Annotated in this window: 27 protein-coding genes; 11 read left to right on the forward strand and 16 right to left on the reverse strand. The window is 52.2% G+C overall.

The genetic code is table 11. The features are described 5' to 3' along the window. Window positions 1-222, reverse strand: a complete 222-nt coding sequence (locus SIB68_RS08485) for a serine protease inhibitor (RefSeq protein ID WP_236068890.1) — start codon at window positions 220-222, stop codon at window positions 1-3. 32 nt (window positions 223-254) lie between these two features. Here SIB68_RS08485 and SIB68_RS08490 point away from each other — a divergent pair, with 32 nt between their 5' ends. After that, complete coding sequence (locus SIB68_RS08490) at window positions 255-1,175, forward strand: SDR family oxidoreductase (RefSeq protein WP_063399859.1); 921 nt, start codon at window positions 255-257, stop codon at window positions 1,173-1,175. Here SIB68_RS08490 and SIB68_RS08495 read toward each other — a convergent pair. Next, window positions 1,147-1,359, reverse strand: coding sequence for a hypothetical protein (locus SIB68_RS08495; RefSeq protein ID WP_063399861.1), 213 nt, complete (start codon window positions 1,357-1,359; stop codon window positions 1,147-1,149). The two genes, SIB68_RS08490 and SIB68_RS08495, sit on opposite strands and share 29 nt — an antisense overlap. On the opposite strand from SIB68_RS08495, the gene pdxA reads away from it, so the two are divergent. Beyond that, on the forward strand, window positions 1,358-2,383 hold the full coding sequence (pdxA, locus tag SIB68_RS08500; protein ID WP_063399863.1) for a 4-hydroxythreonine-4-phosphate dehydrogenase PdxA: 1,026 nt from the start codon (window positions 1,358-1,360) through the stop codon (window positions 2,381-2,383). The two genes, SIB68_RS08495 and pdxA, sit on opposite strands and share 2 nt — an antisense overlap. A 6-nt stretch (window positions 2,384-2,389) precedes the next feature. Here pdxA and accB read toward each other — a convergent pair whose 3' ends face one another. Further along, window positions 2,390-2,884: an acetyl-CoA carboxylase biotin carboxyl carrier protein gene (gene accB / locus SIB68_RS08505; protein ID WP_074160275.1), complete on the reverse strand. Its 495-nt coding sequence runs from the start codon at window positions 2,882-2,884 to the stop codon at window positions 2,390-2,392. Continuing rightward, on the reverse strand, window positions 2,884-3,444 hold the full coding sequence (gene efp, locus SIB68_RS08510) for an elongation factor P (protein ID WP_011824720.1): 561 nt from the start codon (window positions 3,442-3,444) through the stop codon (window positions 2,884-2,886). Before efp ends, accB begins: the two co-directional genes overlap by 1 nt. Before the next feature lie 65 nt (window positions 3,445-3,509). On the opposite strand from efp, the gene SIB68_RS08515 reads away from it, so the two are divergent. Further along, complete coding sequence (locus SIB68_RS08515) at window positions 3,510-4,592, forward strand: peptidylprolyl isomerase (RefSeq protein WP_063399865.1); 1,083 nt, start codon at window positions 3,510-3,512, stop codon at window positions 4,590-4,592. A 10-nt stretch (window positions 4,593-4,602) separates the two neighbouring features. Beyond that, entirely contained in the window at window positions 4,603-5,586 is a 984-nt protein-coding gene (gene thiL, locus SIB68_RS08520) for a thiamine-phosphate kinase (protein WP_063399867.1), read from the forward strand. 86 nt (window positions 5,587-5,672) lie between these two features. Here thiL and gap read toward each other — a convergent pair whose 3' ends face one another. Continuing rightward, entirely contained in the window at window positions 5,673-6,695 is a 1,023-nt protein-coding gene (gene gap / locus SIB68_RS08525; RefSeq protein ID WP_063399869.1) for a type I glyceraldehyde-3-phosphate dehydrogenase, read from the reverse strand. Window positions 6,696-6,866: 171 nt separating this feature from the next. Between gap and murC the strand changes: the two genes are divergently transcribed. Genes murC through SIB68_RS08540 form a run of 3 tightly spaced genes read left to right on the forward strand, consistent with a single transcriptional unit; the run spans window position 6,867 to window position 9,598 of the window. Further along, window positions 6,867-8,333, forward strand: coding sequence for a UDP-N-acetylmuramate--L-alanine ligase (gene murC, locus SIB68_RS08530; RefSeq protein WP_063399871.1), 1,467 nt, complete (start codon window positions 6,867-6,869; stop codon window positions 8,331-8,333). Continuing rightward, complete coding sequence (gene murB, locus SIB68_RS08535) at window positions 8,309-9,232, forward strand: UDP-N-acetylmuramate dehydrogenase (RefSeq protein ID WP_063399873.1); 924 nt, start codon at window positions 8,309-8,311, stop codon at window positions 9,230-9,232. Before murC ends, murB begins: the two co-directional genes overlap by 25 nt. Before the next feature lie 24 nt (window positions 9,233-9,256). Continuing rightward, window positions 9,257-9,598 carry a YbaB/EbfC family nucleoid-associated protein gene (locus tag SIB68_RS08540; protein ID WP_011824714.1) on the forward strand — a complete coding sequence of 114 codons (342 nt, stop codon included), beginning with the start codon at window positions 9,257-9,259 and terminating at the stop codon, window positions 9,596-9,598. Here the strand turns inward: SIB68_RS08540 and rsgA are convergent. The 4 genes from rsgA to grpE are packed head-to-tail and all read right to left on the reverse strand — an operon-like array spanning window position 9,555 to window position 12,643. Beyond that, window positions 9,555-10,520 carry a ribosome small subunit-dependent GTPase A gene (rsgA, locus tag SIB68_RS08545; protein ID WP_063399874.1) on the reverse strand — a complete coding sequence of 322 codons (966 nt, stop codon included), beginning with the start codon at window positions 10,518-10,520 and terminating at the stop codon, window positions 9,555-9,557. The two genes, SIB68_RS08540 and rsgA, sit on opposite strands and share 44 nt — an antisense overlap. Next, entirely contained in the window at window positions 10,507-10,752 is a 246-nt protein-coding gene (locus SIB68_RS08550; protein ID WP_063399876.1) for a sulfurtransferase TusA family protein, read from the reverse strand. Before SIB68_RS08550 ends, rsgA begins: the two co-directional genes overlap by 14 nt. Further along, window positions 10,749-11,885, reverse strand: coding sequence for a molecular chaperone DnaJ (dnaJ, locus tag SIB68_RS08555; RefSeq protein ID WP_063399879.1), 1,137 nt, complete (start codon window positions 11,883-11,885; stop codon window positions 10,749-10,751). Before dnaJ ends, SIB68_RS08550 begins: the two co-directional genes overlap by 4 nt. Before the next feature lie 44 nt (window positions 11,886-11,929). Next, window positions 11,930-12,643, reverse strand: coding sequence for a nucleotide exchange factor GrpE (gene grpE / locus SIB68_RS08560; RefSeq protein ID WP_063399881.1), 714 nt, complete (start codon window positions 12,641-12,643; stop codon window positions 11,930-11,932). On the opposite strand from grpE, the gene SIB68_RS08565 reads away from it, so the two are divergent. The 3 genes from SIB68_RS08565 to SIB68_RS08575 are packed head-to-tail and all read left to right on the forward strand — an operon-like array spanning window position 12,642 to window position 16,942. Then, window positions 12,642-14,558, forward strand: a complete 1,917-nt coding sequence (locus SIB68_RS08565) for a GspE/PulE family protein (RefSeq protein WP_063399883.1) — start codon at window positions 12,642-12,644, stop codon at window positions 14,556-14,558. The two genes, grpE and SIB68_RS08565, sit on opposite strands and share 2 nt — an antisense overlap. Before the next feature lie 10 nt (window positions 14,559-14,568). After that, window positions 14,569-15,645 carry a type IV pilus twitching motility protein PilT gene (locus SIB68_RS08570; protein ID WP_063399885.1) on the forward strand — a complete coding sequence of 359 codons (1,077 nt, stop codon included), beginning with the start codon at window positions 14,569-14,571 and terminating at the stop codon, window positions 15,643-15,645. Window positions 15,646-15,661: 16 nt separating this feature from the next. Beyond that, on the forward strand, window positions 15,662-16,942 hold the full coding sequence (locus tag SIB68_RS08575) for a type II secretion system F family protein (protein ID WP_063399887.1): 1,281 nt from the start codon (window positions 15,662-15,664) through the stop codon (window positions 16,940-16,942). On the opposite strand, the gene SIB68_RS08580 is transcribed toward SIB68_RS08575, so the two are convergent. Both SIB68_RS08580 and msrB read right to left on the reverse strand, forming a co-directional pair. After that, on the reverse strand, window positions 16,917-18,239 hold the full coding sequence (locus SIB68_RS08580; RefSeq protein ID WP_063399889.1) for an NAD(P)/FAD-dependent oxidoreductase: 1,323 nt from the start codon (window positions 18,237-18,239) through the stop codon (window positions 16,917-16,919). The genes SIB68_RS08575 and SIB68_RS08580 overlap by 26 nt on opposite strands. Next, window positions 18,166-18,672 (reverse strand): peptide-methionine (R)-S-oxide reductase MsrB, encoded by a 507-nt coding sequence (gene msrB / locus SIB68_RS08585; protein WP_063400032.1) that lies wholly within the window; start codon window positions 18,670-18,672, stop codon window positions 18,166-18,168. Before msrB ends, SIB68_RS08580 begins: the two co-directional genes overlap by 74 nt. 69 nt (window positions 18,673-18,741) lie before the next feature. Here msrB and dusA point away from each other — a divergent pair, with 69 nt between their 5' ends. Beyond that, window positions 18,742-19,746, forward strand: coding sequence for a tRNA dihydrouridine(20/20a) synthase DusA (dusA, locus tag SIB68_RS08590; RefSeq protein ID WP_063399891.1), 1,005 nt, complete (start codon window positions 18,742-18,744; stop codon window positions 19,744-19,746). A 9-nt stretch (window positions 19,747-19,755) separates the two neighbouring features. On the opposite strand, the gene SIB68_RS08595 is transcribed toward dusA, so the two are convergent. From SIB68_RS08595 to nusB, 5 genes are all read right to left on the reverse strand, one after another. Beyond that, window positions 19,756-20,331 carry an RNA recognition motif domain-containing protein gene (locus SIB68_RS08595; RefSeq protein ID WP_413681826.1) on the reverse strand — a complete coding sequence of 192 codons (576 nt, stop codon included), beginning with the start codon at window positions 20,329-20,331 and terminating at the stop codon, window positions 19,756-19,758. 123 nt (window positions 20,332-20,454) lie between these two features. After that, window positions 20,455-21,867 (reverse strand): argininosuccinate lyase, encoded by a 1,413-nt coding sequence (argH, locus tag SIB68_RS08600; RefSeq protein WP_063399895.1) that lies wholly within the window; start codon window positions 21,865-21,867, stop codon window positions 20,455-20,457. 29 nt (window positions 21,868-21,896) lie between these two features. Next, complete coding sequence (locus SIB68_RS08605; RefSeq protein WP_063399897.1) at window positions 21,897-23,300, reverse strand: PP2C family protein-serine/threonine phosphatase; 1,404 nt, start codon at window positions 23,298-23,300, stop codon at window positions 21,897-21,899. A 63-nt stretch (window positions 23,301-23,363) separates the two neighbouring features. Beyond that, entirely contained in the window at window positions 23,364-24,818 is a 1,455-nt protein-coding gene (ftsY, locus tag SIB68_RS08610; RefSeq protein ID WP_063399899.1) for a signal recognition particle-docking protein FtsY, read from the reverse strand. Continuing rightward, window positions 24,818-25,453 carry a transcription antitermination factor NusB gene (gene nusB / locus SIB68_RS08615; protein WP_063399901.1) on the reverse strand — a complete coding sequence of 212 codons (636 nt, stop codon included), beginning with the start codon at window positions 25,451-25,453 and terminating at the stop codon, window positions 24,818-24,820. Before nusB ends, ftsY begins: the two co-directional genes overlap by 1 nt. Window positions 25,454-25,468 lie beyond the last annotated feature (15 nt).

Genomic DNA, 25,468 nt, shown 5'->3' on the forward strand with positions numbered 1-25,468 from the left:
TCACCAGACCTGACAGGCCACCACAGGGTGATGTCTTTGACAAATAGAAGCAAGCTGCTCAGGTTGCTCCGGAGCGAGAAGCATCGCACCTGTCAACAAAGCCAAAGGCAAGACAAAATGAAAAGCTGAACTGATATGCCGACCTTGAACGATCCTTGGACATGCCCGACGCGGCAGCATGGACACTGAAATCGCGGAAGCGCGCAAATAGGAGCTCGCCATGACCAAAACCAGAACATAATACATTTGTACTCATGCTCGCAGAGCTTGTCAAGCAGAGTCCGCCTCTCCCCACCGGATCAAAGTTGCTGGTTCTCGGTGGAGGATTCAGTGGCCAGCATGTAGTGGCTCTGGCGAGAGCACTTGGCAGCACTGCTATCTGCAGCCGCAGAAACATCAACAGCCCAGGCGCAGACATCGCATTTGATAGTGCCACCAAGCTGTTGCCAGCCACGAAAGTTCTAGAAGGTGTCACTCATTTACTCAGCTGCATACCACCAGCAGCCGATGGGAAAGATCCAGTGCTGACATGCTTGGGCGACCAGCTCAAAGCGCTGCCATTGCAATGGGTTGGCTATCTCTCCACCACAGGGGTTTACGGAGATCGCCAAGGACGCTGGGTCACAGAAATCGATCATCCTCAGCCGCAGCAAGCACGGAGCAAACGAAGATTGGCCTGTGAAGAGGCCTGGCAAGCTTCGGGATTACCCCTGCAGATTCTGCGACTGCCTGGCATCTACGGACCAGGCCGCTCAGTGCTTAAAAGCGTCAACACAGGTCAAAGCAGAATGATCCACAAGCCCAACCAGGTGTTTTCAAGAATTCATGTCGATGACATCGCAGGCGCCATCCTGCACCTAATCCAATGCGCTGCTGATGGACAGCGGCCCATCGTGATCAACGTCACCGATGACATGCCAACAGCGTATACAGACGTACTCGGGTTCGCCGCCCAACTACTTGGAAAGTCCCTACCCGAAATTGAGCCGTTTGCAGTTGCCGCTACACAGATGAATCCCATGGCACTCTCCTTCTGGCAAGAGAATCGCAGGGTTAGCAATCAGCTCCTATGCCGCGAGCTTGGCTATTCCCTGATGCATCCCAACTATCACTCCGGCCTTAGAGACTGTTATCTGGCAGAAGGTTTCAAGGTCTCACAGACGAATTTTCCTTAGTTGTTGAACCTTCCCGATCCGGACCACCAAGAATGAACTCGTTCCAATTGAAGGGCTTCTCTGGATCGATAAATGTCAACCCGGCATCGCGCAAAAACTGACTCCAATGCACCACCAACCAACCATTCCGCAACCCTGTACCAAGACCAAACAACAACAAACCAAGCAGCAACCAGCGCATCATGGCTATGCCTTCTGAAGGCTTTGAAGCTAATCAACTTATCGTTATCGCCCTCGGCGATCCCGCTGGCATCGGGATGGAGGTCACCCTCAAGGCCCTCGCTTCACCAAGCTTGCCATCAAAGCTGCATCCCAAGCTGGTTGGCTGTCGAAAAACCCTGGAACTGACCTATGCCCAATTACAAGCTCAAGGGATCTCTCCCCTAGCCAATCCAAAGAACCTCGATATCAAAGATCTACCCCTGAAGAGCACACTGCAGCCTGGATACCCCACAGCACAGAGTGGAGCCGCAAGCTTTCTATGGTTGACAAAGGCAACAGAACTCCTCTTGAAGAGTCGAGCCCGCGCCCTTGTTACCGCTCCCATTGCCAAGCATGCCTGGCATGCAGCAGGCCATCACTATCCCGGTCAAACCGAACGGCTTAAAGAACTGGTGGGCGCTGATCAAGCCTCCATGCTCTTCACCGCGATCTCACCTCAAAACGGCTGGCGGCTAAACACTCTGCTAGCAACAACCCATATCCCGCTAGCAGCAGTCCCAAAAGTGCTTACCCCTGAGTTGGTTAGAGCGAAGCTCAACGTACTCAAGGCATTCTGCCAAAGATTCAAAACCGATCCATCCATTGCAGTCGCAGGCCTCAATCCCCACGCTGGCGAGCAAGGCCAACTGGGCCATGAAGAGCTGAAATGGTTGATCCCAATGCTGAACAGATGGAAAACCGAGCACCCTGAGATCCAACTAGACGGTCCTTTACCTCCCGACACATGTTGGCTTTCAGCTGCAAAGGCTTGGCATGGCATCCCATGCGCCCAAACCCCAGACGGCATCCTGGCCTTGTACCACGATCAGGGTCTAATCCCAATGAAGCTGCTGGCTTTCGACTCTGCCGTCAACACCACCCTTGGGCTTCCATTTCTGCGTACCTCACCTGATCACGGCACCGCCTTTGACATTGCCGGAAAAGGATGTGCCAGACCCGAGAGCATGTTGGCCGCCCTCAAAGCAGCCTGGGAGCTCACGGAATGACGCTGATCAGCCAGGCTTAACACGCATCAAAACCTGACCGAACTCAACTGGTGTGCCGTTATCTACAAGGATTTCAACCACCTCGCCACTGACTTCAGATTCCAACTCATTCATCAACTTCATGGCCTCCAAAATGCACACGATCTGACCGACACCAATGCGACTACCAACTTCTACAAATGGGGATTCCCCAGGGCCAGGAGCACGATAAAACGTGCCGACCATCGGTGCCGTTACCTCCAGGAAATCAGTTCTGGAACCTGGTACCGCTGGAGGCGGAGTACCAGGTCCGACCATCTCAACTCTCGGTTCTGGAGCCGGTGATGGTATCTCAACGGTCGAAGACACCGGCATCACCGGGGCCACCACTGCTGCTGCAGGGATATTCCGCCTGACCTCAAGACGAAAATCATCGCCCTCAAGGCGAAATTCCTGGATGTCGCTTTCCGCCAAGGCTGCAAGCAACTGGTGCAGTTGATCATGATCGAGCTGCATAGCCATTAGTTCTCGCGACCTAGGTAGCTGTCGTTACGTGTATCGACTTTAATTTTCTCGCCCACAGAAAGAAACAAAGGAACCATCACCTGAGCACCAGTCTCAAGGATGGCGGGCTTAGTACCCCCGGTAGCGGTATCACCCTTAACACCAGGATCAGTTTCAGTGATTTCAAGCACCACAGAATTGGGGAGCTCCACCTCAAGAGGATTTCCGTTCCATGAGACCACATTCACCTCCATACCTTCCTTGAGGTATTTACGACTGTCACCGATCTGCTGCGCTGTAAGCCTGGTTTCCTCATAACTAGACATGTCCATAAAGACATAGTCACCGGACTCCATATAAGTGTGTTGGAGGGTCGACTTCTCAAGCAAGGCCTGCGGAAGCATCTCCCCAGCCCTAAAGGTTTTTTCCACCACGCTGCCGCTCTGCACCGCCTTCAACTTGGTACGCACAAAAGCTGAACCCTTACCCGGTTTCACATGCAAAAACTCGACTACACGCCAAACAGAACCGTCTAATTCAATCGAGGTGCCAGTGCGGAAGTCGTTACTTGAGATCATTCCCGCTGAACGGATCAGAGGGATCATACGGCTGTGCCAAAGTCCAAGCACTAGAAGAGTTCCACATGCCAAATACTCCTCTACTGACCAGCCTGATCACAGTGCTCGCAGTACTTTTACTGAATTGGGGTAATCCTGTTCTGGCTGCTCTGCCAGCTGGAAGTGCAGTGACGGATGGTGCCGCAATCCTGCGCAATGCCCTACCAATCGAACAAAAAGATCTCCGCCAAATGCAAGCCACCCTTGAGGCCACTAGCAAAGTGGTTGGGTCTTCAAAGGGCAATCGCTGGGTTGCCCTAAACGAAGCTGCTGCTTCTAGTCAGTTCCTAGTAATAACCCGCAAAAAGAGCATCCTCGCAGCCATCCCAGAAGCATCTCGAGAAGAGGGTGAGGCCCTTTTGGAATCCTTGGGAGAAACGGTCCAGGCCCTGGGGGATGAAGCAAGTAACCAAAACATAGATGGCTTCATCGACCTACGTCGCAAAAGTCTCAAGCAGATCGGTGCTCTAGAAGCGCTATTGGTGAATGATTTTCCTTACACCATCCCTGAGGAATTCAACTCACTACCGCGGCTTCTTGGACGAGCAACTGTATCGATCAAAACCACAAAAGGGAATATCACTGCTGTCATTGATGGCTACAACGCCCCGCTAACAGCCGGCGCCTTCGTAGACCTAGCTCTCAAAGGCTTTTATGACGGATTGCCATTCACACGCGCTGAAGACAATTACGTACTACAAAGCGGTGACCCCACAGGACCTGAAAGCGGATACATCGACCCAACAACCAAGAAAGAACGTCAAGTGCCTCTGGAAATCCGTATTCCAGAGGAAGCAACTCCTTTTTACAACCAAACCTTTGAAGACATCGGTCTTTACAAAGCCACACCAGTCCTCCCATTCGCCGCCCTTGGCACACTCGGATGGGCCCATTCCGACCAGGCTATAGACGACGGTTCCTCCCAGTTCTTTCTATTTCTCTATGATGCAGAATTAACTCCAGCGGGTCTCAACTTGGTGGATGGCCGCAATGCAGCCTTTGGCTATGTTGTTGAAGGTACCGAGTTACTTAAAAAACTCGAAGTTGGTGATCAAATCTTATCCATCAAAGTTGTCGATGGAGCCGATCGGCTGAAGCCCCACGCCTGAGGACTTGTGTATGGGCGAAACCCTAGGCCAACTTGGTGAAAATGAACTACTGCAACGACTAGCCCGCTTTGCTCCTGCTGGCCAACTTGACGACGACACAGCGCAAGTCCACACCAATGAGGGAGAACTCCTCATTAACACCGATGTCATGGTGGAAGGCATTCACTTCAGCGAAGACACCACGACTCCAAAAGATGTGGGTTGGCGTTGCGTAACCGCCAACCTTTCCGACCTAGCAGCCAGTGGCGTTGATCAGATTCTGGGTATCACTGTCGGACTTGTAGTCCCTCCAGAGACCCCCTGGAACTGGGTAGAAGGGGTTTATTTAGGCATAGAAGCCGCATTGAAACAGTTTGGGGGGACCTTGCTGGGCGGCGACTGTTCCCGAGGGGATCAACGACTACTCGCAATCACCGCCCTGGGCACTCTCGGGCCAGTACGGTTGCACCGCGCCCAAGCCCAACCTGGAGATTCTCTTGTCGTCAGTGGTCCCCATGGCCTCAGCCGCCTTGGCCTGGCCCTACTACGCTCAGATCCACTGATAGAAGCAGCCCTGCTGCCAGACCAACTCAAGCAAAAAGCGATAGAAGCTCATCAACACCCTCAACCATGTTTGAAGGCGCTGCACGCTCTTCAAACCTGTAAGCCTGAAGAACTCCCATGGCGAGCTGGGGGCACCGACAGTAGTGACGGACTTCTGGCAGCGGTTCAAGGCCTTTGCAGAAGCAGCGGTTGCCGGGCGATTCTTGATCCAACAGGCCTACCCAAAGACCCTGACTGGCCACTAGGCGAACACTGGGATAGCTGGTGCCTAAACGGCGGAGAAGACTTTGAACTTATTCTCAGCCTGCCACCTCAATGGGCCACCGCTTGGCTGCAAGTTCTTCCATGTAGCCAAGTCATTGGGGTCATGGAAAAAGGCCCACCTCGGGTGGAATGGGCGCATGGAAAAGGAGAAGTGAGCAACTTCTCAAGCTTCAAACATTTCCTATAAAGAAAGACAACAAACCCCTCCTATTGGCGAGGGGTTTGTAACTCAAAAGCAGCTAGAAGCTCAGAGGAAAGTAATCCCGTGAAAGATCACTTCCAATTCTTGGCCACAATCTCAGCGAGATCGACAACCCTCTGGCTATAACCCCACTCATTGTCATACCAAGCAACCACCTTCACCAAATTGTCGCCAATAGTCATCGTGAGATCCTCATCAACGATGGTGGATTCATTAGTACCGGCGTAGTCACTAGAAACCAAAGGAAGATCACCATATTTAATGATTCCCTTCATGCCACCCTGAGAAGCCGATTTGAGTGCAGCATTCACTTCTTCAGCAGTCGTGGAACGTCCGGACTCAAACACCAGATCTACCGCTGAAACGTTTGGGGTTGGAACACGCATGGCAATACCCGTGAGCTTGCCCTTCATCTGTGGATAAACCAAAGCCACAGCCTTGGCAGCGCCAGTTGAGGTTGGAACAATATTCATGGCTGCCGCACGAGCACGGCGAAGATCACGATGGCTGTTATCGAGGATCCGCTGATCACCGGTGTAGCTATGAATAGTCGTCATCAGGCCCTTATTGATCCCAAAGGTCTGATCAAGCACCTTCACGATTGGTGCCAGGCAATTGGTTGTGCAGCTGGCATTACTGAGAACATTGAAATCACCGTGTCGGTACTGATCAGCATTGACGCCCACGACATATGTGCCAACACCATCTCCTTTACCAGGAGCTGTGAGGATAACTTTCTTCGCACCAGCCTCGATGTGTTTGCTAGCCCCGACATCAGTATTGAAAACCCCGGTGGACTCGATCACAAGATCGATACCCCACTCCTTCCAAGGAAGATTCAAGGGGTTGCGATCTGAAAAACACTTAATGGTTTTACCGTTGATAACAAAAGTGTCATCGGTATAACCGATCTCCGCATCCTTGATCTGTCCAAGAATTGAATCGTACTTAAGCAGATGAGCATTGGTCTTAGGGTCAGAAGTGACGTTGATGCCAACCACTTCAATCCCAGTATTCGCACCACGGCTTAGCCAACAACGCATGAAGTTGCGACCGATTCGGCCGAATCCATTGATCGCAACGCGCAGAGTCATAACAAAAACGGGGAAACCGCAAGGGAAGTGGCCGATGATCATACAGAAATAGGTTGCACTTTCCGCTGTTCCGGATGAGGAGGCGGCCCATAGCTGGCACAAGGTCAACCCCGGCTGGACCTCTCCAAAACATAAGAATCACGGGCTTTCAGCCCAAGACTGGCTTATCTTTTGAGCCTATGGTTTTGCCCATTGACCAGCACGCTCAGCCGCCAGCAACCCATCCACTTCATAGGTGTTGGCGGCATCGGCATGTCTGCCCTAGCTCTAATTCTGGTGAATCGAGGTCATATTGTCTCAGGCTCAGACCCACGCGAAAACACTACCGTTGAGCGCCTGCGAGCTCAAGGAGTAAGGGTCTTCCGCGATCAGAGCGCCGCAAACATCAATGCCATTTGTAGCAACGTAGATCTCCTTCCTTTGGTGGTGATCAGCACAGCCATTCCCAAGAGCAATCCTGAGCTCAAGGCAGCCAAGCTGTCTCAATTGAAAATCTTGCATCGCTCAGACCTCCTTGCTGCCTTGATTCAGGCACAACCCTCCATCGCAGTAGCCGGGAGCCATGGCAAAACCACAACCAGCACCCTGCTCACCACACTGCTGGCCACAACCGATCAAGACCCAACAGCTGTAATTGGTGGTGTCGTGCCTTACTACGACAGCAACGGCCATGCGGGCAAAGGGCGACTGCTAGTAGCAGAAGCTGATGAATCTGATGGCTCTCTCATCAAGTTTCAGGCAACTCTCGGCGTGATCACCAACTTGGAGTTAGATCACACCGATCACTACGCCAATCTTGATGAACTGATCAACACCATGAAGCGGTTCGGCCGAGGTTGCCGACGACTGCTCGCCAACTTCGACTGCCCAATCCTCAAGGAGCATTTCGATGCCACAGCTTGGTGGTCAGTCAAAACCTCAGCGGGTGTTGATTTTGCAGCTTTACCAATTTGCCTCAATGGCGATCAAACAATTGCGGACATTTACGAGCAGGGCAAACGGATGGGTCAAATCACACTGCCGATGCCCGGACTTCACAACCTCAGCAACGCTATGGCCGCTATAGCAGCCTGCAGACTCGAAGGACTGTCCTTTGAGGACGTGCAACAAGGTCTTGCTGACCTGCAGCCTCCTGGGCGCCGTTTCGACTTCCGAGGCACTTGGGAGGGTCGCCAAATCGTTGATGATTACGCCCACCATCCAAGCGAAGTCAGCGCCACACTCACAATGGCGCGCCTAATAGTAACTAGCGGTCGTAGCCAACTACCGAACCCACCCAAACGCATTTTGGCCGTGTTCCAGCCTCATCGATACAGCCGTACAAACGAATTTCTCTACGAGTTCGCAAGGGCACTCGGTGAAGCGGATGCTGTTCTGCTAGCACCCGTTTACAGCGCCGGAGAGAACCCTATTCAGGGAGCCACTAGTGAGAGCCTGGCTAAAGCGATCAGAATCCAGCACCCCAGCCTGCCAGTCGCCGTAGCTGAAAACTTTAATCAGCTAACCCTATTGGTGCAAAAACACAGCCTCAAAGGTGACCTAGTCCTCGCCATGGGTGCAGGCAATATCAACAATCTATGGAGACAACTGACACGTCTTGACAACGCAAAGAGATGCCCACCCTCCCTGGCAGCCTGACCCTAGTGAAGGGGATCAAGCCCCAACCACTGGTTTCTCTTGCCAACTTCACGAGCTGGCGCGTCGGAGGACCTGCGGAATGGTTTGCATCGCCCAGCAGCGTGGAAGAACTACAGACACTGATTGCTTGGGCCTATGAACAGAAGATGCCCTGTCGAGTCATTGGAGCAGGATCAAACCTGCTGATCAACGACGCTGGCTTGCCGGGCCTGAGCCTTTGCATGCGCAAACTCCAAGGGAGCGAGCTAGATCCAAAGACTGGCATTGTCGAAGCCTTGGCCGGTGAACCAATCCCCAACCTTTCCAAACGCGCCGCAAAGGCGGGCCTGCATGGCCTGGAATGGGCCGTTGGGATTCCTGGAACAGTTGGTGGTGCAACCGTCATGAATGCTGGAGCCCAGGGCGGCTGCACAGCCGACTGGCTGGAATCTGTACAAGTCATCGACCTCAATGGCGAGGGCCCTTTTGAACTGAGCCGCCAAGAACTTGACTACGCCTACAGACAAAGTCTCTTGCAGGAAAAAACACTCGTCGTGCTCTCAGCAAGATTCCGCCTAGACCCCGGCCATGATCACAAGGAGCTCAATGAAATCACATATAAAAACCTCACTCATCGCACGACGACCCAGCCTTATCAATTGCCTAGTTGCGGAAGTGTCTTTCGCAACCCAGAACCCCTCAAAGCTGGTCGTCTAATCGAAGCGCTGGGTCTGAAAGGTCACCGCATTGGAGGAGCTGAAGTCTCCCCCATTCACGCAAACTTCATCGTCAATATTGGTGGGGCCACGGCTGCCGACATCAATCAAATGATCAGCTTCATTCAGCAACGGGTTCAGATGACCCATGGAGTGATGCTCCATCCTGAAGTGAAACGACTTGGTTTCGAAGCGACCGCTTAATCTGCCTATTCCTCCAGCAACGCAATGGCAGGGTTCGGACTTCCCAATTTCGGCCAACTCACCGAAGCCTTCCGCAAGGCCCAACAAATCCAACAAAACGCCCAAAAACTGCAGGAAGAGCTAGATGCCATGGAAATTGAGGGCAGCAGCCCAGACGGCAGAGCAAGTATCTGGCTATCTGGCAACCAGCAACCACTGCGTGTGCGTCTTGAACCCTCACTGCTTGCCGAAGGACAAGATGCCAGCGAAACCGCGATCTTGGCCGCTCTTCAATCCGCCTATGAGCACTCCACCACAACCATGAAAGAGCAAATGGAAGAACTTACAGGAGGCCTGAACCTGAACCTCCCCGGGATGAGCGACTGAGGCACTCCATCTCCTCCAAAAAACGCTTATAGATTGGATATCGTTCCCAACTTTTGTCGACCCCACAACCGGGCTCATCACGATGGAAACAATCCCTAAATCTGCAGGGATAATCTTCAATCTGTCCATCAAATTCAGGGAACAACACCGCAAGCTTGCGCGGATCAGCAGGAAGTTCAGGTCGATTAAACCCTGGTGTATCTGCAACAAGAGATCCTTCGCACAGTCGAAAAAGTTCAACATGACGAGTGGTATGCCTGCCACGTTGTAACCGGCCAGAAACAGCGCCTACGCGCAGGGATAGCTGGGGTAAGAGCTGATTGAGCAAACTGGTCTTACCCACACCTGAAGGACCACAAAAGACAGCAAGTCGTGTACTGCTGAGTTTGTTTTTTAGGGCACCCAATCCCTCTCCGGTCTGCACAGAGACCGCCATAGGCCTATACCCCCAACCCCTTAGCCGCACTAGCTGCTGCTCGAGCTGATCCGAAGTGATCAGGTCGCGTTTGGTGAGGATGAGGTGAACATCAACACCAGTCTGCTCAGCGGAAAGTAGAAAACGACTCGCTTGGTCAGCGTCAAAGCAAGGTTGCTTGACTGCCAAGGCAACAACAACAGCCGTAACGTTGGCGACTGGCGGGCGGTTGATCCAACTCTGCCTAGGTTCCACATCACCAACCACAGCTCGACGCTCCTGCCAATCGATTGCTTCCACCCAAACTCGATCCCCCACATGCACTGCAGCCCCGCGATGGTCAAGGCGCGTTCGACGAGTACAAAGCAAGCGCAATGGTTCAGCATCAGTTGATCGTGTCCAGCTGACCAATGAAGACGGATTAAAAGTCTCGAGTTCTACCTCGAGAAAATTGGCTTGTAAGGCCACCACCATCCCTGCAAGCCGCGGCGCCTCAGCCGCCGCCACAGGTCACCATCAACCTCAACCAAGTGTTTTCCTGAGCAATAATCTCGACGCGATGGCCTGCCTCTACTAACCCTGGCACCACCATCGCCTCAGGTTCCCCACGATCAAGATCCACCTGAAGACGTTCCTTGGGCTTAAGACCCTCGAGAGCCAAGCGACAGCGAATAAAATTGATCGGGCAGGGAGTACCACGCAAATCAATCTGCTGATCAGGAACAAGCTGGGCGGTCATCCTTTCTGACCAAACAAACGAGCAAACAAACCACTGTTGTGGTGGTGATGCTGCCTACCTTTAGCGGAATGATGGCCAGCCAGATCTTCAAGCAAGCCCCGCTCCTCATCAGAAAGACGAATGGGCAACTTCACATTGATAGAAATGTGCTGATTACCTCTTGCTACTGGGTTCCCTAGCTTAGGAATACCCTTGTTTTCAAGGGTGAGTACAGCATTGGGCTGAGTTCCAGCAGGAATCTCAAGACTGGTGTTGCCATCAACCGTATCGACCTCAATGATGTCTCCAAGGATTGCCTGGAGATAACTCACGTTGACTTCTGAAAGCACCGTAATCCCATCACGTCGCAAGTGGGGATGGGACTTCACCGTCAAAAATACGTAAAGGTCTCCAGAAGGTCCACCCCGCAAACCAGCATTTCCCTCACCGGCAACTCTCAGACGAGTTCCGGTATCAACCCCAGCGGGAATATTGATGCGCAATTTCTTGCGAACCTGACGTACACCCTGTCCAGCACATGCACCACAAGGATCTGAAATCACCTGTCCAGTACCTTCACAACTGGGACATTCCGCCACCTGAGTGAAGCTCCCGAAAGGTGTTCTGGTCGCTCGTCGCACCTGACCAACACCACCACAAGTGGAACAAGTAGTTGGTCCACTACCCACCTTGGCTCCAGTGCCGTTACAGGTGTCGCAAGTTTCAAGATGGGGAATTTTGATTTCTAGTTCCTGGCCGAAAACAGCTTGCTCAAAGTCAATCTTCAAGTCGTAGCGAAGATCATCTCCTTGCTGCGGTCCCCGTCGTCTTGGACGACCACCACCAGATCCACCAGCCCCACCAAAACCACTAAAAAAGGTCTCAAAGAGATCGGCAAAGCCACCCATATCTCCCACATCGGGCATGCCCCCTGCACCCCCAAGCCCAGCCTCGCCAAATTGGTCATAACGGCCACGAGTCTGAGGATCGCTAAGCACCTCATAAGCACGACCTATCTCCTTAAAACGATCCTCTGCACCAGGATCCTTATTGATATCTGGGTGATACTGACGTGCCAGACGGCGATAAGCCCGCTTCAGGGTATCGCCATCAGCATCTTTGCTGACCCCTAGCAGGTCGTAATAATCAGCCATCAGCTCGTCAACACTCCTTCACCCTAAAGGGCAACAGCATGCAATCAGACCCCTGGTTGGTCAGGATCTGCCTCACCTTGAAAAGTTGCAGTGGAGTCATCATTGGATTGAGCTGAAGAAGGAGAGGCGCCACTCTGCGGGCCTGGTCCCATAGACACCTTCACAAGAGCATGGCGAAGCACCCTGCCATTGAGGTGATATCCACGCTGAAGTTCCTCTGTGACTACATCCTCTGGATGCTCCTCACTGGGCTCTCTTGAAACAGCCTCATGGAGCGTGGGATCAAACGCCTGTCCAACAACCCGCATTGAAGCAACGCCCAATTGTTTGAGCACCTCAACAAGCTGTTTATAAAGACCCTGATAACTGCGATGAAGGGCCTGGGCCTCCTCTCCCTGAGGATCTAATTGCTGACGAGCTCGCTCAAAATTGTCCACCACCGGCAGAATTTCACTCAAAGTAGTACAGATGAGCTGTAATCGAAGATCGTCCTGATCGCGACTCTGACGTTTGCGGAAATTATCGAAATCTGCAGCAATCCGCATGTACTGACTACGAAGAGTTTCGTGCTCTTCCCGCAGGCTGCTGTGCTCCTGCTCCAACTGCTGTAAGCGAGCCTCATTATCCGCTAATGGTGCAGATTGAGCAGAAGGCTGATCCTCGTCGGAATTCATCGATGCCACTGATTCCAGAGGCACGGAAGCCTCTAAACCCTCAGCAGCAGGATCGTGAGCTGGGGTAGGGGCGTCGCCACTCATGCTGACCGTTTGCAAATTCACGTCTAGACATGTTGATGGGAGTAGCACACCTCCCACAAGCGGCGGAAGCCCGCACCTCCAATTTCATTTCTTCTTCGTGACCCAGGGCCGACCAATCCCCAAAGCAACCAACAGCATCCAGCAGCGACTGGAACTGGAACTGCTCCTACAAGTCAGTGTGCTTAGCCACGAAGAACTTGTTGTCGGAGTGGAGGTAATGGCCAACCACACCACTCTTGACATCTCAACGTGGCAACAATTCCAGGCCCTGCCAATCAACATGCACAACCAACATTTGGTTGTAGCCATCTCGGACCAATGCAATGAGCAAACCAAAAATCAACTGATCTCAGTACTTCAGTCCCAAGGCTTCAGCACAGAATTCCGTCTCGCGCTGGCATCCGACATCAGCGAGCTGCTTGCACCAATGAGATCTGAGCAGCACGTTGAATCTGCATCCAAGTCAAAAGCAACAAAGCCAATTGCACAAACACCAACCTCCCTGCTGGCAGGATTTAGTGCCGAAGGCGTGCTCGAAGAAGATCCTGAAGAACAAGCCAGACTTGCTAGTTACGTAGAGGATTTGGAGTCCAGCTTGATGGACTCAGACAGCTCACCAGTCATCAACCTGGTGGACCGCATACTGCTAGAAGCACTGCAAACATCAGCCAGCGACGTACACGTTGAGCCGCAACAAGACGGACTACAGATCCGCTTCCGTCAAGACGGTGTCCTGCAGCGCTATATCGAACCCCTCCCGAGCCGGTTGATCCCTGCTGTTACCTCACGCTTCAAGATCATGGCCGACCTAGACATCGCAGAACGGCGCATGGCTCAGGACGGTCGCATTCGTCGCACATATCGCAATCGTATGGTCGATTTCAGGGTTAATAGCCTGCCAAGCCGTTACGGGGAAAAAATCTGTCTGCGACTCCTTGACAGCAGTGCTCCACAACTCGGGCTAGACAAACTGATCAGCAACCCAAGTGCTCTCTCTCTCGTACGCAACTTGGGCTCTAAGCCCTTCGGCATGATCCTTGTGACAGGTCCAACAGGATCAGGCAAATCAACGACCCTTTACTCCCTACTGGCTGAACGCAACGAGCCTGGTATCAACATTTCCACCGTAGAAGATCCCATCGAATACACCCTCCCTGGGATTACTCAATGTCAAGTGAACAGGGAAAAAGGCTTCGATTTCAGTACTGCACTGAGAGCCTTCATGCGTCAAGACCCAGACGTTCTGCTGGTCGGTGAAACCCGTGACCTAGAAACCGCAAAAACCGCCATCGAAGCCGCACTGACTGGTCATCTGGTGCTAACCACACTGCATTGCAATGACGCATCAAGTGCGATCGCCCGCCTCAACGAGATGGGCGTGGAACCATTCATGGTGAGCGCCTCGTTGATTGGCATCGTCTCTCAACGACTTCTACGAAGAGTGTGCCGTTCTTGTCGTAAGTCCTATCACCCAACTGAAAAAGAACTGGGGCGATTCGGATTGATGGCCCATACAGAAACTGGCGTGACCTTTTTCAAGGCCCACCACCACGGTCAAGAAAAACAGCCGTGCCCCAACTGTCAAGGCAGCGGCTACAAGGGCCGAGTTGGTGTCTATGAAGTACTGCGCATGAACGAAGAGCTCGCTACAGCCGTCGCCAAAGGTGCCACTACTGATTTAGTAAGACGTCTGGCGCTAGAAGCTGGTATGAAAACTCTTTTGGGCTACAGCCTTGACCTGGTGAGAGAAGGCCACACCACCCTTGAGGAAGTGGGCCGAATGATCCTCACCGATTCCGGATTGGAATCTGAGCGCCGCGCAAGAGCCCTTAGCACTCTCACCTGCAACGTCTGCGGGGCAGGCCTCCAAGACGGCTGGCTGGAATGTCCCTACTGTCTAACCCCTCGCCAATGAAGGACCCGTCATGGATCTAATGATCGAGGACCTGATGGAACAGCTGGTGCAAGGTGGCGGCAGTGATCTGCACATTGCTACCGGCCAGCCCCCGTATGGACGATTCAGCGGTGAATTAAGGCCAATGACCAATACCCCCCTATCCGAAGAAACATGCAACAAGCTGATTTTCTCAATGCTCAACAACAGTCAGAGAAAGACTCTTGAACAAATCTGGGAGCTTGACTGTGCCTATGGGCTAAAGGGTGTGGCACGCTTTCGCGTGAATGTCTATCGACAGAAGGGAAGTTACGCCGCCTGTCTACGTGCTCTTGGCAGCACTATCCCGAGTATTGAAAGTCTCAACCTGCCATCAGTAGTCATAGAAACCAGCAAACGACCAAGGGGATTAGTGCTAGTAACAGGACCAACCGGATCAGGCAAAACAACAACCCTTGCTTCCCTGCTGGACCACATCAATCACACCAGAAGCGAACACATCCTCACGATCGAAGATCCAATCGAATTCGTATACAAAAGCGATCTCAGCCTTGTGCACCAGCGACAGCTCAATGAAGACACACGCAGTTTTGGCAATGCCCTGCGTGCCGCACTACGCGAAGATCCAGATGTGATCCTCGTGGGCGAAATGCGCGACCTGGAAACCATTCAACTGGCCATCAGCGCCGCCGAAACCGGTCACCTCATATTCGGCACCCTGCACACCAACTCGGCGGCACAAACGGTCGATCGCATGGTTGATGTTTTCCCGCCAAACCAGCAAACCCAAATCAGAGTTCAACTCTCAGGAAGCCTGCTAGCCATTTTTTCTCAAACCCTCTGCCGTCGCCAAAATCCACAACCAGAACAATTTGGGCGGGTCATGGCTCAAGAAATCTTGATCAACACCCCAGCCACAGCAAACCTGATCAGAGAAGGCAAAACCGCACAGCTCTACTCCCAAATTCAAACCGGAGGAGAACTAGGGATGCAAACACTAGAAAAAGCCCTTGCGAATCTAACTAAACAGGGTGAAATTAGCCGCTCTGAAGCCATCGCCAAAGCCAGTAAACCCAGCGAACTGGAGCAACTCCTCAACGATGGCTAAGAGAAAGGCCTAAGCGATGACATCCTTCATCGCCACCTACGAATCCGCAAGTGGTCAAAAACACACAATAACCATCAAAGCGGCCGACCTAACAACCGCAAAAAAATTACTACGTCGTCGTGGAATACGAGCAACTGACCTGAAAGTAGCTCTCAGCAATAAAGGACAAGAAAGTAGCAAAAAAATTGACCGCCAAAAGAATACAAAATCATCAAATCTTGGACTATTTTCCATCGATCTAAGTGCCGCTTTCGAAAAGTCCCCAGGTGTAAAAGACAAAGCAGTTTTCGCAAGCAAATTGGCAACTCTGGTGGATGCAGGCGTTCCGATCGTGCGCAGTCTCGACCTAATGGCTAGTCAGCAGCGCTTGCCTATGTTCAAACGTGCACTGATGAAGGTGAGTCTTGATGTAAATGAAGGCAGTGCCATGGGCACTGCTATGAGCAAGTGGCCAAAGGTTTTCGACCAACTCAGTATCGCAATGGTGGAAGCCGGAGAGGCTGGTGGTGTTTTGGATGAATCTCTCAAGAGACTCGCCAAGTTATTAGAAGACAATGCCCGACTCAAGAACCAAATCAAAGGGGCCCTTGGTTACCCAATCACTGTGCTGGTGATAGCCATCCTCGTCTTCCTAGGTATGACAATCTTCTTGATCCCGACCTTTGCAGAAATCTTTGAAGATTTAGGCGCCGAGCTGCCCCTGTTCACTCAGTTCATGGTCGACCTAAGCAAATTATTGCGTTCCTCCTTTTCCCTGCTATTAACAGGTGTCCTACTGGCGTGCGCTTGGATTTTCAACCGCTACTACTCCACTCACCAAGGACGCCGTCAGATCGATCGACTGAAGCTGAAAATCCCCCTATTCGGCACTCTGATCATCAAAACTGCCACCGCTCAATTCTCCAGAATCTTCAGCTCATTGATCAAAGCAGGCGTACCAATCCTGATGTCACTAGAAATTGCCAGCGAAACCGCTGGCAATGCGATCATTTCCGACGCCATTCTTGAATCACGCACCCTTGTTCAAGAAGGAGTGCTCCTTAGTGCTGCCTTAATTCGCCAAAAAGTGCTTCCAGACATGGCCTTAAACATGCTGGCCATTGGCGAGGAAACCGGAGAGATGGATCAAATGCTCAGCAAGGTGGCTGATTTTTACGAGGATGAGGTCTCTTCCTCGGTGAAGGCTTTGACCTCAATGCTTGAACCCGCGATGATCGTTGTAGTCGGTGTCATCGTGGGCTCCATCCTTCTAGCGATGTATCTCCCGATGTTCACCGTGTTTGATCAGATCCAGTAGCGAGCTGCAAACTCTTTGCAATGGCCTGACCAGCAAGCCAACCACTGGTCCAACAATGCTGGAAGTTGAACCCCCCCGTTAGCCCATCCACATCGAGAAGTTCCCCAGCAAAAAAAAGACCTGGACAAACCCGACTCTCCATCGTCGCGAGATTCACCTCACCCAACTGCACTCCCCCAGCCGTAACGAACTCTTCTCCAAATGGCCCCTTGCCACCGATTGAGTAACAGCTAGCAACCAAAGCTTCAAACAAAAGACGTTCCAAACGGGCAGGACAATCCGCCCAACGCAAATCCCGAGTAGCACCCACTTGAGCCAACAAGGACAACCAAAGACGACGGGGCAAGTTGGGCACAGGACGAGCTGATCCCAGAGTGCGTCGACCTTGGTGATGACGTAGGTCACGCATTGACTGCTTCACCAGATTGTGACTACTCATGCCAACCCAATTGACAAAAAGCTTTCCCCGATAGTGATCGCCTTGCAAAGCCCTTGCAGCAAAAGCAGTAAGCCGCAAAATGGCGGGCCCACTTAATCCCCAATGAGTAATCAACACCCTGCCGGTCTGCTGAAAGTTTTGACCTCCAGCCTTAAGACTGAGATGAACGCCATCGAGAGCCAAACCAGAACATGCGATTAACGCAGGTGCCTCCAGAGTAAGACTGAACAGAGAAGGAACTGACGGCACAAGCTGATGACCCATCGCTGCCGCCAAGCGACGACCACTGGGATGCCCACCCGTAGCCAATAAAACCCTTTGAGCCTGAAAAGAAGACCCATCCCGACATTGAACTAAGAACCCTGCAGCACCCCTACGCTCCAAGCTCTGTACAACCTTCTGACTGCGCAAGCTGACTCCAGCCAACACTGCTGCCTGCTTCAGACACGCCACCACTGCAGAGGAGCAATTAGCCACAGGGAACATTCGCCCATCCGGCTCTGCCACAAGCTCCAGGCCCCGATCGGCAAACCAAGCCACCGCATCACCGGTAGCAAAACGGCTAAAGAGGCCCCGCAATGGGCGGCCACCTCGGGGGTAATTGGTCACCAAATCACCTGGCTCCCAGCAGGCATGGGTCACGTTGCAACGGCCGCCACCACTGATCTTCACCTTCGTCAATGGCTCAGAGGTGGCCTCCAACACATGCACAAAAGCCAAACCCTCCTCAGCCGCGGTGATTGCCCCAAAAAAACCTGAGGCACCACCACCAACAACGATCAAATCAACTGGCGGGTCGGAAAGTAAGGGCAACTCCGTTATTGCAATAGCGCTTGCCGGTTGGCCTGGGACCATCATTGAAGACATGTCCCTGATGACCGCCACAGCGCCGGCAATGATATTCGCTGCGAGGAATAATCAATTTGAAATCTACTTTCGTTTGAATAGCTCCAGCAAGGGGCTCCCAGAAACTTGGCCAGCCAGTACCACTATCGAATTTCGCCGCAGAAGAAAACAACGGCAGATCGCAACCTGCACAGTGATAGATGCCCACACGCTTCTCCTTGTCGAGAGAACTCGTAAAAGGGCGCTCGGTTCCCTCCTCTCGAAGCACCCGATAAGCCTCAGGGGAAAGACGCTTTGCCCACTGCTCATTACTAAGCGACCAATCAAGATCCTCAGCCCTCGTAGCAGCAAAGGCTGCTGCAGGTCTCCTATAAAGACCAAAGGCTCCTGCAATAGTGGCTATCAGCAGAGAACGACGACTCAATAGCAAAGCAGTAATGGGCATAAGCGCAACCAAAATCAATGACCTTCTTTCTAGGAAAGCGCAACACAACTATGAAGGCAGCATGAATCAATGATTGCTCCTTTCACGCCACAGGTTGATGGTGCTTATCGGTTCAGCGTGGCTCCAATGCTCGACTGCACAGATCGACACTTCAGGGTACTAATGCGACAAATCAGTCGCCGGGCGTTGCTTTACACGGAAATGTTGGTGGCCCAAGCTCTGCATCACAGCAACCGTCTTGATCATCTGCTCGATTTCGACATCATCGAGCATCCCCTGTCTCTACAAGTAGGAGGCGATGATCCAAAAATGCTTGCAGAAGCAGCGCGTCTGGCCGATGCCTGGGGCTACGACGAAATCAACCTCAACGTGGGATGTCCCAGCTCAAGAGCAAAAGCAGGCAACTTCGGTGCCTGCCTAATGGCTAAACCTGATCAAGTCGCACGTTGTGTTGAAGCGATGGCGATGGCGAGCCCTCTTCCAGTCACCGTGAAACACCGTCTAGGAATTGATAATTTCGATAGCGACGCTCTACTCATGACCTTTGTCGACCGAGTGTCCATAGCAGGAGCCACTCGCTTTACTGTGCATGCACGAAAAGCCTGGCTAGAAGGGCTTGACCCCAAACAAAACCGCACGATTCCACCACTTCAACATCAACGAGTCACCCATCTCAAGCAACAACGCCCGCAGCTCACTATTGAAATCAATGGAGGGCTAGAACACCCTGCCGACTGCCTAACAGCGCTGGAAGCCTGTGATGGGGCAATGGTGGGGCGAGCAGCGTATGCGCATCCGCTCCGCTGGCAGAGCATGGATGAGCTGGTCTATGGAGAACAACCACGCTCAATCAATGCTTCTGAAGTCATAGGAGGATTACTCCCTCATGCCGAAACCCACCTAAGCCGAGGTGGCCGGCTATGGGATCTTTGCCGACATCTTTTACAACTCGTTGAAGAGGTACCGGGCGCCAAAGCCTGGCGGCGAGACCTTGGCATCAAGGCTCAAAAAGCCGATGCCGATCTAAGAGTGCTGCAAAAAGCAGCCCAGCAACTTGAAGATGCCGGGCTATAAGGACTGAACTCAGCCCTCCGCTCCCCCATATCCGCTGTAGCTGTCACCACCTTCACCATCAGGTGCAGAGCCTCCCCTACGACGACGAGTGCGACCCTCGTCATAGGAACTTGTTTCAGGAGAAGCTCCGCCATAACTGCGATCTTCCCAACCACGAGCTCCCGAACCACGATCTCCACCACCGCCACCACCGCCATATCCACCGCCGCCGCCATATCCACCACCACCGCCATATCCGCCGCCGCCGCCGCCATATCCACCGCCGCCACCGCCATATCCACCGCCGCCACCGCCATATCCACCGCCGCCACCGCCATATCCACCGCCGCGACGGGGCGCACTGCCACGTGGCTCTGCCTTATTAATCCTCAAAGGGCGACCCATCATTTCCGCCCCTTGAAGAGCTTCGATAGCCGCAGGCTCAGCTGACTCATCAGCCATCTCAACAAAAGCAAAGCCCCTTTTGCGTCCTGTGTCGCGTTCCAAGGGCAAAGCACAATTCGCAACCTCACCAAAAGGTGCAAACAATTCAATAACGTCTTCCTGCTCAGCGCGGAAGGGAAGATTGCCGACGAAAATACTCACTTTCCTTGTGGACCGTAAAAAAAGTAGTGGACCAATTGGCCAGGTATAGCCATTAGTTCATGATTCGGGAATGAATCAATCCACCTTTGGCGCTATCAGCGTAGACCCGCCGAGGCACTTCGATCATGACAGTACGGAATCAAGGCGGCTACGCCAGTGGCGCAGTTGCTCCTCAACTCGATCAAAACCAGTGCCACCTTCACTAATCCGCACAGCCACAACCCGCTTTGGAGCCAATGCTTCATGCAAATCCTTAGCAATAGCAGAGTGAAATTCCTGCCATTGTTCAAGGCTTAGATCACAAAGCAAAATCCCTTCGTCTAAACAACGCTTCACAACCGCACCCACCAATTGGTAGGCCTCCCGAAAGGGCACTCCTTTAGCAACCAAGTAGTCAGCCACATCAGTGGCATTGGAAAAGTCGGATTCAACGGCAGCTGCCAAACGTTCCGAACAAAACTCCAACCCTTGCTCCATCAAAATCGACATGGCTTCCACACAATCTTTAGTAGTGCGAACGGTGTCAAAGAGAGCTTCCTTATCCTCCTGAAAATCCTTGTTGTAAGCCAATGGCAATCCCTTAATCATGGTCAGGAGACCCTGAAGGTGACCAAACACACGACCACATTTGCCACGTACCAATTCAGGCACATCAGGATTCTTCTTCTGAGGCATCAAGCTGCTGCCAGTGGCACAACGGTCGCTGAGACGCACAAATGCAAATTCCTCAGACGCCCAGAAAATCACCTCCTCCGCCAGGCGACTGAGATGGACCATGACCAACGAAGCCGCCGCTGTGTACTCAACAGCAAAATCGCGATCACTTACCGCATCCAGGCTATTCGCGTAAATACACTCAAAGCCAAGTGCTGCTGCTGTATTTTGGCGATCAATAGGTACTGATGTTCCTGCAAGGGCAGCGGCGCCAAGCGGCGAAATATTGACTCTTCCGCGAACATCTTTAAGCCGATCTCTATCCCTTTGGATCATCTCGATATAAGCCAAAAGATGATGGGCCAAGCAAAGCGGCTGGGCACGCTGTAAGTGGGTGTAGCCGGGAATCAAAGTTTGACGATGGGATTCTGCCTGTGTCAAAAGAGCATGCTGAAACCGCTCCAGTTCACAATCCAAATCATCCAAGCGACGCCTTAACCACAAGCGCAGATCCGTGCCTACCTGATCATTGCGACTTCGGCCGGTATGAAGTTTCTTACCGACAGGCCCCAATAAAGCGATCAGCCGCCTTTCAACAGCGAAATGAACATCTTCATCAACAAGTCCTGGCTGAAATTCTCCTGCCGCTGCCTCTGAGCGGATTTTCTCAAGGCCGCCCTCAAGCTGAGCCGCCTCTTCAAAACTGATCACTCCACATTCGCCAAGCATGCGTGCATGAGCGATAGACCCATCCAAATCTTCTTGGAGCAGAGTGATGTCAAAGCTGATGGAAGCATTGAACCGCTCAATAACCGGATGCAATCCCTCTTCAAACCTTTTGCTCCAGCCTTCTGCAGAACCACCGGTCACTCCACCTGCCATCCCTTCATAAGTAGCGAGTCAACAGCTTGTCAGGCCAGGGAGACAGAAGGCAGCGTTACCTCCTCTGGCACTTTCAAAACCACCATTGAGGCATCATCTTCCAGTTGATGGTCCACACCGACAAACCGATCCAAACGGGCAAATAACTGATCAAGAATCCCCTGTGCGCCTAAACCACTTCGACAAGATCCCTCCATTGTGCGAATCAAGCGAGCTTCATCAAAACGATCTCCGGTGATGCCAGGAGCTTCGGTAACACCATCTGTGTAGTAAATAATCACGTCACCAGGCTTGAGTAAAATTTCACCACAGCTGTAATCCGCCTCTGGCTGAAGTCCAATCAACAAACCAGGCACATCAAGCCGACTCACACTGCGTTGCTCAGCTCGCCAGATCAGAGGAGGATTATGAGCAGCATTTGCATAGCGAAGACGACGCGTGCGCGGATCGTAGTCAGAATAAAAAAGAGTCACAAACCTATGGGACTGAGCCAAGTCCTCTTGAGCTAGCTGATTGAGATCATGGAGAATCCGATTGGGCGGCAGACCACTTAACACCTCTGCACGCAACATGCCCCTGAGCATGGTCATTAATAAACCAGCAGGTACACCCTTACCCATCACATCTCCCATCACAAGACCCCAACGACCTCGTTCCTTGCGTCGACCGATCAGTTCTGGACGGGTAGGAATGAAATCGTAATAATCGCCGCCAACCTGAAAGGCGGGACGGCAACGAGCCGCAAGCTCGACACCTTCAATCACGGGACAACGATCCGGCAAAAGCTGAGCCTGAATCTCTGCCCCGATACTGAGTTGACGATCAACCCGCTCGTGAAGACGCGCCTCCTGAAGCATCAGATCGTTCTCAATAGCCACCCCAGTCAGGTCTGCCACCAACTGCACATGGCGACGGTGAACATCACTCCAAATCAGAGCTGCTTGAGGATCGAAAACATAAAGCCTGCCACGCTGCTGCCCGCGAGCAACTAATGAGGTGGCAAACATCCCGGCCCTAGCCAAATGGCGCTGAACCAGCTGATCCATAGCAAGAACCTGTGCCTCATCAGTACCGAAACCTGTGGCAAAACCTGCTTCAAATGAAGCCAACTGCCTCACTAATTCCTGACTCTGATCAAATGGAACTGCCTGAAGCTGCTCCCTCCACAAACGACCATCAACCTGAAAAGGCACGAGCAATGCTCCTTGTACGCCCACCAGGCGGGAGGCCACCACAGGGACCAATTCGAGAAAACGATGCAGATTGGTGAAACTGCGCAGGGCAAAACCCAACGAAACCAACAAGTCCTGATTGCGGCGCTGCTCCCTCGACAAGCTATCAAGCAATTGCCGCAACGACGTAGAGGCTGACACCTGCTGAGAAGCGTTACGAAAAGAAGGAGTCGGATGTCGCCGTGGCGGCTTACTGCTCACAGCAACGGCACAGCAGGGTTAGAAAGTTAGCAAGATCAACTGCTGCAGGCCGCCTCCAGAACATCAATAGTTAGCCAAAAGTGCCTCAACAAATTCAAAACTGTTGAACGGTCGTAAATCACGGATCCCTTCACCAGCGCCGATGAAACGAATCGGCAACCTCGCTTCTGAAGCGACCGCTAAGGCCACACCACCACGAGATGTGCCATCCAACTTGGTAATCACTACCCCTGTAAGAGCTGCCGCCTGGGCAAAAGCCATGGCTTGTCGCAATCCGTTCTGACCTTGACTGGCATCAAGTATCAAAAGAGATTCAACCCTGGCTTCAGGTGCTAAACGATCAATAATTCGTCGAACCTTCTGTAGCTCCTCCATCAAATTGTGCTTTGTCTGCAACCGACCAGCTGTGTCAACAAGCACAAGGTCTGTTGATTTAGATCGGGCCGCACCAATTGCATCAAACACAACAGCAGCAGGATCAGCATTTGCAGTGGAATTGGCTATGACCGGAACACCACTGCGAGCACCCCACACCTTTACCTGTTCAACCGCAGCAGCCCGGAAGGTGTCAGCAGCAGCAATCAAAGCGTTATAACCACTGCGTACTGCCAAGTTTGCCAACTTGCCAAGAGTAGTGGTCTTGCCAACACCATTGACTCCCACAAATAACCAGATATTGAGACGGCCCCGTTCTGGCGCCAAAAGATCAGTGCCAGTGTCCTGAATCGGAGCCTCCAAAAGATTGCAAAGTTGTTGTTTAAGAAAGCGAAGTCCTTCAGCAGGATCTACAACTTCTTCGTTCATTCGACAACGAAGCGCATCGAGAACTTGATCCGTAGCTTCAACTCCCGCATCAGCTCTCAAAAGTAATGTTTCAAGGTCATCAAGCACCTCAGGGGTAAGGGGATCATCTCCGAGGTTTTCCAAAAGGCTTTTAACAAAACCTTGACGGGTCTTTTCAAGACCACGCCTGAGTCGACCCAACCAATCAATCTCCTCTAAAGAAATTTTTTCCGGCTTGCGCCCCTGTGCGGCAAGCACTTCTGCAGACCACGCAAAGGTTTCGTCAAACTCACCAAGCGTGGGTTCAGGCGACGTTTCCGAAAATTGAGATTGCTGAGCTACTTGAGGCGACACCTCCTCAACCCTTGCTTCAAGCTCTTGTTGACGAGACTGCCTCTGGAGAGCAGCTTGCTCCAATAAAGAACTCCCAGCCTCAAGACTTGAAGACTGAGCACTAAATTCAGGTTGAACATTCGCAGTAAGGGTTGTTTCGCTAGCAGAGTCAATCTCGACTGAAGCCTGTGACGTTTTCTGCTGCTCTTGCTGTGCTTTTAAGCGGGCGTAAGCACTGCGAGCCCACTCCAAAGAGGATTCCTCCTGGTTCATTGGAGAAGATTCCTCTTGATTATTAGACGAATCGGAGCTGACCTCCTCAGAGCCTTCTGCCTTCTGCTCTAAAACTTTCTCAGTAGAAACATCGTCACTGGCTTGACGATTAAACCAGTCGTAAACCATTAGGCCAACGTCACAGTGGAGGCATCATGCAACCGTCTCAAGACACCATTAATCATGCGACGACCTTGATCATCGCTGTAGCGATGGGCCAATTCAACAGCTTCATTGCAAGCCACAGCAGATGGAGTCTGAAGAGCAGTCAAGTCCACCACGGCCAACCTCAAGATATCCCGATCAATACGAGGCAAACGACTCAAGCGCCAGCCCTCCATAACAGTATCAATACTTGCATCAATGCTGTTGCGTTGTTCTATCACCAACCTCACACGCTCTAGAGCCCCAAGCCGAATCTGCTCCTGGTTTCCTAACGCCAGCAAACGGGGGATTTCCAAGCTTGTTGAAACACCATTAATAACCTGTTCTGCACCAATAAGACAAGCCTGTAAATGCTCACGAACCTGACTCGTAGAGCTTGCATCACGATCTTGAAACTCACTATCGAGTAAATGCTGTTGAGCATTCTCAAGCTCAACAGCACAAGTATCAAGACCCTCTCTCCAGTGCTGACTCAGTGTATCAAAAGCCTTCTGAAGAAGACTCTCCAAAGATATTGTTTTCAACCTCGAACTTTCATGTTCGGGAATCTGACCAAGCACCAAAAGAGCCAGTTCTCGAGCAAGTGATCTGGACTGCATGATCGACACAAGAAC

The sequence above is a fragment of the Prochlorococcus sp. MIT 1323 genome (assembly GCF_047304905.1).
Lineage (GTDB): Bacteria > Cyanobacteriota > Cyanobacteriia > PCC-6307 > Cyanobiaceae > Prochlorococcus > Prochlorococcus marinus_D.

What these genes read in the sequence shown, in the direction of transcription:
- SIB68_RS08485 (WP_236068890.1), bottom strand. Translation starts at nt 222, where the DNA reads ATGGCGAGCTCCTATTTGCGCGCTTCCGCGATTTCAGTGTCCATGCTG.
- SIB68_RS08490 (WP_063399859.1), top strand. Translation starts at nt 255, where the DNA reads ATGCTCGCAGAGCTTGTCAAGCAGAGTCCGCCTCTCCCCACCGGATCA.
- pdxA (WP_063399863.1), top strand. Translation starts at nt 1,358, where the DNA reads ATGGCTATGCCTTCTGAAGGCTTTGAAGCTAATCAACTTATCGTTATC.
- SIB68_RS08495 (WP_063399861.1), bottom strand. Translation starts at nt 1,359, where the DNA reads ATGATGCGCTGGTTGCTGCTTGGTTTGTTGTTGTTTGGTCTTGGTACA.
- accB (WP_074160275.1), bottom strand. Translation starts at nt 2,884, where the DNA reads ATGGCTATGCAGCTCGATCATGATCAACTGCACCAGTTGCTTGCAGCC.
- efp (WP_011824720.1), bottom strand. Translation starts at nt 3,444, where the DNA reads ATGATCTCAAGTAACGACTTCCGCACTGGCACCTCGATTGAATTAGAC.
- SIB68_RS08515 (WP_063399865.1), top strand. Translation starts at nt 3,510, where the DNA reads ATGCCAAATACTCCTCTACTGACCAGCCTGATCACAGTGCTCGCAGTA.
- thiL (WP_063399867.1), top strand. Translation starts at nt 4,603, where the DNA reads ATGGGCGAAACCCTAGGCCAACTTGGTGAAAATGAACTACTGCAACGA.
- gap (WP_063399869.1), bottom strand. Translation starts at nt 6,695, where the DNA reads ATGACTCTGCGCGTTGCGATCAATGGATTCGGCCGAATCGGTCGCAAC.
- murB (WP_063399873.1), top strand. Translation starts at nt 8,309, where the DNA reads ATGCCCACCCTCCCTGGCAGCCTGACCCTAGTGAAGGGGATCAAGCCC.
- SIB68_RS08540 (WP_011824714.1), top strand. Translation starts at nt 9,257, where the DNA reads ATGGCAGGGTTCGGACTTCCCAATTTCGGCCAACTCACCGAAGCCTTC.
- SIB68_RS08550 (WP_063399876.1), bottom strand. Translation starts at nt 10,752, where the DNA reads ATGACCGCCCAGCTTGTTCCTGATCAGCAGATTGATTTGCGTGGTACT.
- dnaJ (WP_063399879.1), bottom strand. Translation starts at nt 11,885, where the DNA reads ATGGCTGATTATTACGACCTGCTAGGGGTCAGCAAAGATGCTGATGGC.
- SIB68_RS08565 (WP_063399883.1), top strand. Translation starts at nt 12,642, where the DNA reads ATGCTGACCGTTTGCAAATTCACGTCTAGACATGTTGATGGGAGTAGC.
- grpE (WP_063399881.1), bottom strand. Translation starts at nt 12,643, where the DNA reads ATGAGTGGCGACGCCCCTACCCCAGCTCACGATCCTGCTGCTGAGGGT.
- SIB68_RS08570 (WP_063399885.1), top strand. Translation starts at nt 14,569, where the DNA reads ATGGATCTAATGATCGAGGACCTGATGGAACAGCTGGTGCAAGGTGGC.
- SIB68_RS08575 (WP_063399887.1), top strand. Translation starts at nt 15,662, where the DNA reads ATGACATCCTTCATCGCCACCTACGAATCCGCAAGTGGTCAAAAACAC.
- SIB68_RS08580 (WP_063399889.1), bottom strand. Translation starts at nt 18,239, where the DNA reads ATGATGGTCCCAGGCCAACCGGCAAGCGCTATTGCAATAACGGAGTTG.
- msrB (WP_063400032.1), bottom strand. Translation starts at nt 18,672, where the DNA reads ATGCCCATTACTGCTTTGCTATTGAGTCGTCGTTCTCTGCTGATAGCC.
- dusA (WP_063399891.1), top strand. Translation starts at nt 18,742, where the DNA reads ATGATTGCTCCTTTCACGCCACAGGTTGATGGTGCTTATCGGTTCAGC.
- argH (WP_063399895.1), bottom strand. Translation starts at nt 21,867, where the DNA reads ATGGCAGGTGGAGTGACCGGTGGTTCTGCAGAAGGCTGGAGCAAAAGG.
- ftsY (WP_063399899.1), bottom strand. Translation starts at nt 24,818, where the DNA reads ATGGTTTACGACTGGTTTAATCGTCAAGCCAGTGACGATGTTTCTACT.
- nusB (WP_063399901.1), bottom strand. Translation starts at nt 25,453, where the DNA reads ATGCAGTCCAGATCACTTGCTCGAGAACTGGCTCTTTTGGTGCTTGGT.